The organism is Streptomyces sp. NPDC043867, assembly GCF_056435845.1.
The window spans coordinates 81205-91395 of the sequence record NZ_JBWKDS010000009.1 but is presented as its reverse complement, the minus strand read 5'-3'; the positions used below and the strand labels follow the sequence as shown (position 1 = coordinate 91395).

Below are 10191 nucleotides of genomic sequence, written 5' to 3'. Positions count from 1 at the left end.
TGGACGAACCAGAAAGCCCTCTTCGAACTCCGCCCACCGCACCGCCCCCACCCCCTCGGGGGAAAAAAAACCTCGAGCCTCCCCCCCCCCACGGCGTTGTTTCACGTGGAACATGACCCACGCGGGCCGGGGAACCGCCGTCGGAACACCGGGACGCACCCGCGATGTCCGTCGGCACACCGGCGCGCACCCGTACCGCCCCGAACACCGCCGTTCACGGCCCCGGTCGCGATGACGTTTGCAATGTCCCGCACACACGACGTCCACACAAACCTCTTAACGGAGTGCATCGCGCCGGTTACCGGGCCGGGCCCACCCCCACCCCCACATGGCTCCCTCTTCGGCCGCCGTCGCGCCCCCATCACCTCGCACACCGGCTCGACGGTCTCGCGGACCACGACTTTCCACCACTGTTTGCACAAATAAATGCAACGACAGCAAAGCGCGCATCTGTGACGCGCGTCACCGCAAACTGGGTCAACTGCTCCGGGCTCTTCGCCGCGTGCCGGTCGACGGACGGCGAACCAGGGCATACGAAAAGCCGGTCAGCCGCCCGAGAAGGGCGACTGACCGGTCCGAGATGTGGAGCCTAGGGGAGTCGAACCCCTGACATCTGCCATGCAAAGACAGCGCTCTACCAACTGAGCTAAGGCCCCGGAAGAGGAACGTCCGACCGGAGAAATCTCGCACCGGCGGGCGCCGCAGACCAGAGTACCGGTTCACCCCCGAGATCTCGCAAAAAGATTGGGGGTCCCCGTGCACGACCACTCTCCGTAAGATGCTCGGCGTGGTTCGCGGCAGCGAACCGCCGTACTTGGGGAAGCGATGGGGAGACGCAATGGACGCCGCACAGCAGGAAGCGACCGCAAGAGCCCGGGAGCTGCAGCGGAACTGGTACGGGGAGCCGCTGGGGGCGCTCTTCCGTAGGCTCATCGACGATCTGGGTCTCAACCAGGCGCGTCTCGCCGGGGTACTGGGGCTGTCCGCCCCCATGCTGTCGCAGCTGATGAGCGGCCAGCGGGCCAAGATCGGCAACCCCGCGGTGGTTCAGCGCGTGCAGTTGCTCCAGGATCTCGCCGGGCAGGTCGCGGACGGCAGTGTCAGCGCGGCCGAGGCGACCGACCGGATGGACGAGATCAAGAAGTCCCAGGGGGGCTCGGTGCTCAGCAACACCACGCAGACGACCAGCAGTTCGGGAGCCCCCACGGTCAAGCGGGTGGTGCGCGAGATCCAGTCGCTGCTGCGCTCGGTGGCGGCGGCCGGGGACATCATCGCAGCGGCGGACACCCTCGCCCCGACCCACCCGGAACTGGCAGAGTTCCTCCGGGTGTACGGCGCGGGCCGTACCTCGGACGCGGTGGCGCACTACCAGTCCCACCAGAACTGAGCCGGCCGCCGAACAAACCCGCGGCAGAAGGTCCGTCGGACTTTCTGCCACGGAGAGGCGGGCAGCCGGGCACCTCACGGGAACGCGCACCAAGGGCTCGCCAGACGGCCCGGGGACGGCACCGGGAACAGGGCCGCCGGCCGGCACGGACAGCGGAGGCAGGGCGCCCCGAAGTGCCCGGGGGCCCGGGCAATCCGACGAGCTCCAGCGAGCCGGGCACCTCGCACGAGGCCGCCCGACCGAACGCCGAAGGGGGAGCGAGGCACGACCATGGGTGAGGTCTTCGCCGGCCGGTACGAACTGGCCGACCCGATCGGGCGCGGGGGAGTCGGTGCCGTCTGGCGCGCCTGGGACCACCGGCGGCGCCGGTACGTGGCCGCCAAGGTCCTGCAGCAGAGCGACGCGCACTCGCTGCTGCGTTTCGTGCGTGAGCAGGCGCTGCGGATCGATCACCCCCATGTGCTCGCGCCGGCCAGCTGGGCCGCCGACGACGACAAGGTCCTGTTCACGATGGACCTGGTGGCCGGAGGTTCCCTGGTCCATCTCGTCGGCGACTACGGCCCGTTGCCGCCGCTCTTCGTCTGCACTCTGCTCGACCAGCTCCTCGCGGGGCTCGCCGCCGTGCACGCGGAAGGGGTGGTGCACCGTGACATCAAGCCCGCCAACGTGCTGCTGGAAGCCACCGGCACGGCCCGGCCGCGGCTGCGTCTCTCCGACTTCGGCATCGCCATGCGTCTCGGCGAGCCACGGCTGACCGAGACCAACTACGTGGTGGGGACGCCCGGTTACTTCGCGCCCGAACAGATGACGGGGGCCGATCCCGACTTCCCGGCCGATCTGTTCGCCGTGGGACTGGTCGCCCTCTATCTGCTGGAAGGTGCCAGGCCCGACGCCAAGGCGCTGATCGAGCACTTCGCGGCGCACGGCACACCCCGGGCGCCGCAGAGCATCCCCGAACCGCTGTGGCAGGTCGTGGCGACGCTGCTGCAACCCGATCCGGACGCGCGCTTCCGTACCGCGACGGGGGCACGCAAGGCCCTCGCCTCGGCCGTCGAGCTGCTGCCCGAACCCGGCCCCGACGACGAACTCGTCGAGGTCTTCGACCAGGTGGGGCCGCTGCCCACGGGATTCGGACCCGAGGGGCCCCTCCGGAGAGCGCCGGGGGTGACGGGCCTCGCCACCCACCCGGGTGCCGTGTCTCCCGACGCCACGGACACGACACCGCCACGGCCGGGCCACGGTGCGCATCCTTCGCCCCCTTCGCTCCCCGGCTCCGGCACCGCACCCCCGTACCCGGGCCCGGGCGCGACACCACACCCCACCGGCGGCACGCTCCCGCCGCACCCCGGCGGCGGAGCGACGCCCCCGCCGCCCGACAGCGGCACGTTCCCCCCGTATCCCGGCAGTGGCGCGACACCCCCGTACCCGGGCACCGGCGGCGCGCCTCACCATCCCGCCCCCGGCGCGGTGCCCCGCCTTCCCGCGACTGCCGCGCCTGCGCTCCCCGGCGCCGGGGACGTGCCTCCGCTGCCGGGTACGGGAAACGTTCCTCCGCTCCCGGGTGCGGGAAACGTTCCTCCGCTCCCAGGTGCGGGAAACGTTCCTCCGATCCCGGGTGCAGGGAACGCGCGTCCGCGGGCCGGCACGGGGGCGCCTGTTCCGCAGTCCGGCTCCCACGCCGGAACCCCGTCGTCCGGCGCCGGCTCGGCGCCGCCGGACGCAGGGACCGACACCGGGTACGCGCACTCCTACGAGGGCGCGATACCTCCCCGCCCGGCCACGGAGCCCGTACCCCCACAGCTGCCGCGCGCTCACCCGGACTCGACGCCGCACTCCGGCACCTGGCGGCCCTCGGACTGGACGCCGCCTCTCCCCCATGCCGACGCCACACCCCCGCAGCCGTCCACCATGTCGGACACCGGAAGTTTCCACCTGCCGCCGCCCATGGCGCAGGCGGCGGCCCCTCAGCCCCGGTCAGCCGCTCCCACGCCCCCGCGCACTCCGCCGGCACCGCTGGAGCTGCCGACGCCGGTCCCCGTCCACGCTCTCCCTTTCGCGCCCACGCACGTCGCCACCCGTCACCAGCCGACGGCGCCCATGACCGCGATGCCGCAGCACGCGTTCGCCTCGACCGGCGCGTCCACCGCCCGGCCACCGCAGCTCGCACGGCCGTCGCAGTCGGCCGCACGGCACCGCACCAGGCGTCCGGGACCGCCCGCGAAGGTGGCCGTCCCCATGCTGCTGCTCGCGCTCATCTGCTTCGCCGTGGGCTTCTGGGCACTGGCGCGGATCTGAGCGGACGGTCCCGGCTCAGCCTCCCGGCGTACGAGCGGTCCCCCCACGCGCCGCACTCCCGCGCCGTCGTGCCACCGCCGTCCACACGGCGAGCGCCAGTGTCAGCGCGCACCCGGAGCCGATCCCCGTCGCGGCGACCCACTTCATCACGGGGTCACCGCTGCCGGCACTCCCGCCGCCGCTGCCGTCGGCGCCACCGCCCGCCGAGCCGCCCGCCACGGCACCCGCCGCCTCCGCACGGTCCTCCGCCGTGACCTCGAAGGCGTCACGCGGCACCGCGGACCCCACGTAGGCCGGACCGTCCTGCGCCTCGCCGCTCACCCGCACGCGCAGCGTCAGGTCGAGCGGCGCGCCGCCGAACCTCTCGGCGACCCGCGCACCGAGATGCAGCACGAGGTAGTACGAACCGGCGAACCGCATCCCGCTCGTCCGGGCGTTGATCGCGTAGCGGTTCTCGTACGCCACCGGCGCCGGCGCCGGCAGGACGGCCTGACGCCGACTGCCTCCGTACCCGGTACCCACGTCCTCGACGAAGCCCCGCACGGGGTTGTACAGCGCCACGCTCAGCGCGGTGCCGACGTAGCGGCCGCCACTGTTCGTGCTGCCGAGCTCGGCGGTCGCGTACAGCTGTTGCCCCCAGTCGAGGGGCACCTTGTAGAAGAGCGTCCGCCCGGCTTCGAGGCCGGTCCGCCAGACGCCCTCTCCGAGCGGGACGGCCGTGCTGAAGCCCGTACCGCCCGGGCGGCGCCGGGGATCGCCCTGGAGGGCCTGTGGCGGTACGGAGTTCCAGGTGCGGGGAGCGTCCGTCGCACCGGCCTGTCGCAGCTTCGGCTCCGTCACATAGCCCAGCTCCAGGCCCCAGTCGTCCGAGGCGGAAACGGGCGGGCCGATGCGCTCGACGACCGCGTAGTACGTCCCCGCCTCCTGGCACACGTACTCGGTGCGGCCGATCTCGCGGAACGCCGAGGCGGCGACGGGGTGCGGGCTCTGCGTGGCGCCGACGTGGGCGGTCTTGGCGGAGCAGGTCGAGCCGTCGGCCTCCTGCACGGACACCTTGATGCCGTCGGCCGCGGAGACCTCGCTCCCCGGCGCGGGAACGGCCGTGGCGGAGATGTACGCGTTCGACACGGCGTCGAGTTCGAGGCGGTAGTAGAGCTTTCCGTCCTTGGCGATGGAACTCCGGTACGTCCCGCCGGGCTCCAGGCGGACAGCCCCGGTGGTGCCGTCGGCGCCCTCGACCGTCCTGGCGTCCTCGGCGAAGCCGTACGGATCCGGATCGCCGGCCGACGACAGCAGCGGGGCCGCCCGCGCGCGGGACCCGGACACGGCCCCCGTACGGGCACCCAGGCCGTGGTCCGCGCCGGCCGTGGACGGTGTCGCCGCCGCCTGCCCCGGCACCGCCGCCGTGACGCCCAACGCCCCGGTCGTGCACAGCACCGCCACCACCGCCACCGGTGTCCGGCCGCGCCGTGGCCCCGCGCGCCGCTCCGCCGTGCGCCGCCCCATCACGCGCCACCCCTCGTCGTAGCCCCCGACCGTGGCGCCCATCCTGCCCCGCGCACTGCCACGGCGCCTGCGCTCTGCGCAGGAGCGGCCGAAACGAAACTCCCCACGCCCCGCCACAGCCCCGGCCTCGGACCGGAGGACGTCGTGACAACACAAAACCCCGGCCGTGGGGACGGCCGGGGTCTGTCCGAGACTGGTACTCCTCAGGAACCCGTGGGCACGGAGTCAGTCGCCTCCGTCCACAGATCCTGCTCGGCGCGATCCGCCTGGATCTGGCGGTACACGAGGAGCCCGCCGATGGCGGCCAGTGCGACCAGGAGAAGCTTCTTCACCGCGCGACCTCGTCTTTCCTTGACGTAGGGGACCTCTGGCGCCCGACTATACACACCGGCCGATACCGATCGGTGACCTGCGTCGGCCCCCAACTCCCGCCCCGTACGCCCCAGTAGGACCACGGTGCGGCACCTCATTCACAGGGTGACAACTCATCACACACTGTGACTTTTCATTGCCCTTCCTGCGTTTCCGGGCTTCCTGCACCCATCCGGGTGGTGTTCATCTGAACATCGACGCGCCACGGGCGTCGGTCCACCACTTCGCGGCGCTCATACACATCATGAGGAAAGTACGCAAATCGCCCAACCCGAAAGTGAGGGGCCGTGGCCCAGAACAAGGTCATGAAGCTGTGGAACGTCATCGTCACCGCCTTCCTGGCGCTGTGCACGACACTCGGACTCATCACCACCGTCGCCGCCGCGGCGGTACCCCAGGCCGAGACGCCGCGCAACACAAGCGCCGACGTGAGCCTGCCGACGGCGTCCCCCTGGGCCTGGTCCTACAGCAGGTCACTGCCCCCCACCATGAAGCAGCGCATCCACGCCGAGGCCCACGGTTCCTCACCGAGCTGCCGCCACCGCGCGACCGACGACGATGCCGCGGCCGACACGGACGCCCTCTGCGCCACCGAGTCGTCCGCCGATGCCGATACGGAGCCCGTCACACCTCTTCAGCGCTGAGCACACGGCACCACCACCAGGCACGCCCCTGACGTAGCGGCGAACTTGCGTACAAAGCCACACAGGGCAAAGGGCCCGGCGACTCGGACGAGTCGCCGGGCCTTCGCCATGCCGACACAGCGACGGTCCGGACAGCAGCGGCCGGACGGACAGCAGCGCTTGGACGGCGACGGTCCGGACAGCAACGGTCCAGCCGGCAGGGCCGGACAGCAGCGGCCCGGCCGGGACACGATGGGCCGGGCGGTCGGCGCAGCACCGACAAGTCCCGACGGATGGTCCATCCCTCCGGACCCCGGCCCCGATCAGCGTCGTGGGACGGAGCCCTACCCCGACTACGAGCACGCTCTCTCGGCGGAGAGCCGTAAGTCACCGGCCTGTTCCATCCACCGACGCCACCCCGGACATGCCGAAGACCCTCAGGCGATTCACCTGAGGGCCTTCGTGCTGGTGGGGCTAACAGGATTTGAACCTGTGGCCTCATCCTTATCAGGGATGCGCTCTAACCAACTGAGCTATAGCCCCGCCGCGCTCTGCGGTGTATGTCCCGCGCGCTGACCTCTGAAGATTAGCGCACGACGCGGCCAGTCCCAAAATCGGTATCCCGGCCCCCGGGGACGGCCCCGAGGAGGTGCTGTTACTCGTCCTCGGCCAGGGTCAGCTCGATGCCTCCGACGAAGCCCGCGGAGAGGTTGTAGATGAACGCGCCGAGGGTCGCCAGCGCCGTGGCGAGGACGACGTCGATGACCGCGATGATCGTCGTGAACATCAGGACGTGCGGCAGCGAGAGGAACGACTGGAGGTCGAAGCCGTTGGACTCGTTCGAACCGGTGGCCTCGGAGATCGTGCCGCCGACGGTCGAGAAGACGCCCATCGCGTCCATGACCATCCACAGCACCGCGGCGGCGACGATCGTGCAGATGCCGAGCGCGATGGAGAGCAGGAAGCTGACCTTCATCACCGACCAGGGGTCGGCCTTGGCCACGCGAAGCCGCGCCTTACGGGTGCGCGGCGTCGTGCGCGCGCCGGTCCGCGGGCGGCGTACCGCGCCGGCCGGGGCAGGCTGGTAGGCCTGCGGCGGGTGGTAGGGCCCCGCCGCCTGCTGCGGCTGCCGTTCACCCGGCAGCGCGGAGCCCTGCGGGGTGGCAGCGGCTGGCGAGGGTGCCGCCGACGCCGGTGTGTCCGGAGCCGCCGGGCCCGCTCCGGCCGCGTACTGCTGAGCCTGCGGGCCTCGGGTGTCCGTCACAGTTCCCCCCTGGGATCCATGAGAGTCATGGGAGTCGGCGCCATCAGTGGCGGAGCCACGGCCGCCGTCCGTTTCCTTACCGGTCGTTCCGGCGCCGGTGGCTCCGCTCACGATGACTCACTCCTCGCGCTACTCGGCCGGGGACTGCTCGCCCTCGTCCGTTCCCGCGGCCGCTACGACCTCGGCGGACTCGTCGTCGGCGTCCACGCCGTCGACTTCCTCCGCCTCGCGACCGGCCTCGGCGTTCCGAGCGATACCGACCACGGCATCGCGCTTGCCCAGGTTGATCAGTTGGACGCCCATGGTGTCACGGCCCGTCTCCCTGACCTCGTTGACTCGCGTGCGAATCACACCGCCGGACAGAGTGATGGCGAGGATCTCGTCGGTTTCCTCGACCACCAGCGCGCCGACGAGGGAGCCGCGGTCCTCGACGATCTTGGCGGCCTTGATGCCCAGGCCGCCGCGACCCTGAACGCGGTACTCGTCGACAGCGGTCCGCTTCGCGTACCCGCCGTCCGTAGCAGTGAACACGAACGTACCGGGTCGAACAACATTCATCGAGAGCAGCTCGTCCCCCGCACGGAAACTCATGCCCTTGACACCCGAGGTGGCGCGGCCCATCGGGCGCAACGCGTCATCCGTGGCGGTGAACCGGATCGACTGCGCCTTCTTGCTGATCAGCAGCAGATCATCCTCGGCCGAGACCAGCTCCGCACCGATCAGTTCATCATCGGAACCGCTCTCCGTCTCGCGGAGATTGATCGCGATGACACCTCCCGAACGCGGCGAGTCGTAATCCTTCAGAGACGTCTTCTTGACCAGACCGCCCTTGGTCGCGAGGACCAGGTAGGGCGCCGCCTCGTAGTCGCGGATCGCCAGGATCTCGGCGATCGCCTCGTCCGGCTGGAAGGCCAGCAGGTTCGCGACGTGCTGGCCGCGTGCCTCACGGCCCGCGTCCGGCAGTTCGTAGGCCTTCGCGCGGTAGACACGGCCCTTGTTCGTGAAGAACAGCAGCCAGTGGTGCGTCGTCGACACGAAGAAGTGGTCGACGATGTCGTCCTGCTTCAGCTTCGTGCCGCGCACGCCCTTGCCGCCGCGCTTCTGCGAGCGGTAGTCCTCGGTCTTGGTCCGCTTGATGTAGCCACCGCGCGTGATGGTGACGACGATGTCCTCTTCGGCGATCAGGTCCTCCATGGACATGTCGCCGTCGAAGGGGACCAGCTTGGAGCGGCGGTCGTCACCGAACTTCTCGACGATCGCGTTGAGTTCCTCGCTGATGATGCCGCGCTGGCGCACCGGCGAGGCGAGGATCTCGTTGTACTCGCGGATCTTGGCCTGGAGCTCGTCGTGCTCCTGGATGATCTTCTGGCGCTCCAGGGCGGCCAGCCGGCGCAGCTGCATCTCGAGGATGGCGTTGGCCTGGATCTCGTCGATCTCCAGGAGCCCCATCAGGCCCTCGCGCGCGATGTCGACGGTGTCGCTGCGCCGGATCAGCGCGATGACCTCGTCGATGGCGTCCAGGGCCTTCAGGAGGCCGCGCAGGATGTGCGCGCGCTCCTCGGCCTTGCGCAGCCGGAACTTCGTACGGCGGACGATGACCTCGATCTGGTGCGCCACCCAGTGCCGGATGAACGCGTCCAGGGAGAGGGTGCGCGGCACGCCGTCGACGAGCGCCAGCATGTTGGCGCCGAAGTTCGTCTGCAGGTCGGTGTGCTTGTACAGGTTGTTCAGCACGACCTTGGCGACCGCGTCGCGCTTCAGGACGATGACGAGGCGCTGGCCCGTACGGGACGACGTCTCGTCGCGGACGTCCGCGATGCCGCCGACCTTGCCGTCCTTGACGAGGTCGGCGATCTTCTGCGCGAGGTTGTCGGGGTTCACCTGGTAGGGGAGTTCGGTGACCACCAGGCACTGGCGGTTCTGGATCTCCTCGACCTCGACGACCGCACGCATCGTGATGGAGCCGCGGCCGGTGCGGTAGGCCTCCTCGATGCCCTTGCGGCCCACCACGAGGGCGCCGCTCGGGAAGTCGGGGCCCTTGATGCGCTCGATCAGGGCGTCCAGGAGTTCCTCGTGGGAGGCCTCCGGGTTCTCCAGGTACCACTGGGCGCCGGCCGCGACCTCGCGCAGGTTGTGCGGCGGGATGTTGGTGGCCATGCCGACCGCGATACCGGCGGAGCCGTTGATCAGCAGGTTCGGGAAGCGGGCCGGCAGGACGGTCGGCTCCTGGGAGCGCCCGTCGTAGTTGTCCGTGAAGTCGACGGTGTCCTCGTCGATGTCGCGGACCATCTCCATGGACAGCGGCATCATCTTGCACTCGGTGTACCGCATGGCGGCCGCCGGGTCGTTGCCGGGAGATCCGAAGTTGCCGTTGGAGTCCACCAGCGGCATCCGCATCGACCACGGCTGCGCGAGGCGGACCAGCGCGTCGTAGATCGAGGAGTCGCCGTGCGGGTGGTAGTTGCCCATGACGTCGCCGACGACGCGGGCGCACTTGTAGAAGCCCTTCTCGGGGCGGTAGCCGCCGTCGTACATCGCGTACAGGACGCGGCGGTGGACGGGCTTGAGGCCGTCCCGTACGTCGGGCAGCGCACGCGACACGATGACGGACATCGCGTAGTCGAGGTAGGAGCGCTGCATCTCGGTCTCGAGCCCGACGGGCTCGACGCGCAGGGCGATCTCGCCCTCTTCGTCGGGGATGCTCGGAGTGTTGTCGTCGGCCATTGCTGGTGAAGATCCTTTCT

At 70.5% G+C, this 10191-nt stretch carries 7 protein-coding genes and 2 tRNA genes; 3 read left to right on the top strand and 6 right to left on the bottom strand.

Going from position 1 to position 10191, the window contains the following annotated elements; translation table 11 throughout:
- Positions 1–583: 583 nt before the first annotated feature.
- Positions 584–656 (bottom strand) — tRNA-Ala (locus tag AC069T_RS11570).
- A gap of 182 nt (positions 657–838) precedes the next feature.
- On the opposite strand from AC069T_RS11570, the gene AC069T_RS11565 reads away from it, so the two are divergent.
- Both AC069T_RS11565 and AC069T_RS11560 read left to right on the top strand, forming a co-directional pair.
- Positions 839–1387: a helix-turn-helix domain-containing protein gene (locus tag AC069T_RS11565; RefSeq protein ID WP_478782537.1), complete on the top strand. Its 549-nt coding sequence runs from the start codon at positions 839–841 to the stop codon at positions 1385–1387.
- Positions 1388–1657: 270 nt separating this feature from the next.
- Positions 1658–3682 carry a serine/threonine-protein kinase gene (locus tag AC069T_RS11560; protein ID WP_478782536.1) on the top strand — a complete coding sequence of 675 codons (2025 nt, stop codon included), beginning with the start codon at positions 1658–1660 and terminating at the stop codon, positions 3680–3682.
- Between the two features lie 15 nt (positions 3683–3697).
- Here the strand turns inward: AC069T_RS11560 and AC069T_RS11555 are convergent, their stop codons facing one another.
- Both AC069T_RS11555 and AC069T_RS11550 read right to left on the bottom strand, forming a co-directional pair.
- Positions 3698–5230 (bottom strand): hypothetical protein, encoded by a 1533-nt coding sequence (locus tag AC069T_RS11555; protein WP_478782535.1) that lies wholly within the window; start codon positions 5228–5230, stop codon positions 3698–3700.
- Between the two features lie 161 nt (positions 5231–5391).
- Complete coding sequence (locus tag AC069T_RS11550) at positions 5392–5520, bottom strand: DLW-39 family protein (protein WP_003999697.1); 129 nt, start codon at positions 5518–5520, stop codon at positions 5392–5394.
- A 327-nt stretch (positions 5521–5847) separates the two neighbouring features.
- Here AC069T_RS11550 and AC069T_RS11545 point away from each other — a divergent pair, with 327 nt between their 5' ends.
- Positions 5848–6204 (top strand): DUF6344 domain-containing protein, encoded by a 357-nt coding sequence (locus AC069T_RS11545; RefSeq protein WP_478782534.1) that lies wholly within the window; start codon positions 5848–5850, stop codon positions 6202–6204.
- Between the two features lie 445 nt (positions 6205–6649).
- On the opposite strand, the gene AC069T_RS11540 is transcribed toward AC069T_RS11545, so the two are convergent.
- The 3 genes from AC069T_RS11540 to gyrA all read right to left on the bottom strand — a co-directional run bounded on the left by AC069T_RS11540 (position 6650) and on the right by gyrA (position 10171).
- A tRNA-Ile gene (locus AC069T_RS11540) sits at positions 6650–6726 on the bottom strand.
- A gap of 112 nt (positions 6727–6838) precedes the next feature.
- Complete coding sequence (locus tag AC069T_RS11535; protein WP_478782533.1) at positions 6839–7558, bottom strand: DUF3566 domain-containing protein; 720 nt, start codon at positions 7556–7558, stop codon at positions 6839–6841.
- A gap of 18 nt (positions 7559–7576) precedes the next feature.
- Positions 7577–10171 (bottom strand): DNA gyrase subunit A, encoded by a 2595-nt coding sequence (gyrA, locus tag AC069T_RS11530; RefSeq protein ID WP_478782532.1) that lies wholly within the window; start codon positions 10169–10171, stop codon positions 7577–7579.
- Positions 10172–10191 lie beyond the last annotated feature (20 nt).

What these genes read in the sequence shown, in the direction of transcription:
- gyrA (WP_478782532.1), bottom strand. Translation starts at nt 10,171, where the DNA reads ATGGCCGACGACAACACTCCGAGCATCCCCGACGAAGAGGGCGAGATC.
- AC069T_RS11555 (WP_478782535.1), bottom strand. Translation starts at nt 5,230, where the DNA reads ATGGGCGCCACGGTCGGGGGCTACGACGAGGGGTGGCGCGTGATGGGG.
- AC069T_RS11560 (WP_478782536.1), top strand. Translation starts at nt 1,658, where the DNA reads ATGGGTGAGGTCTTCGCCGGCCGGTACGAACTGGCCGACCCGATCGGG.
- AC069T_RS11565 (WP_478782537.1), top strand. Translation starts at nt 839, where the DNA reads ATGGACGCCGCACAGCAGGAAGCGACCGCAAGAGCCCGGGAGCTGCAG.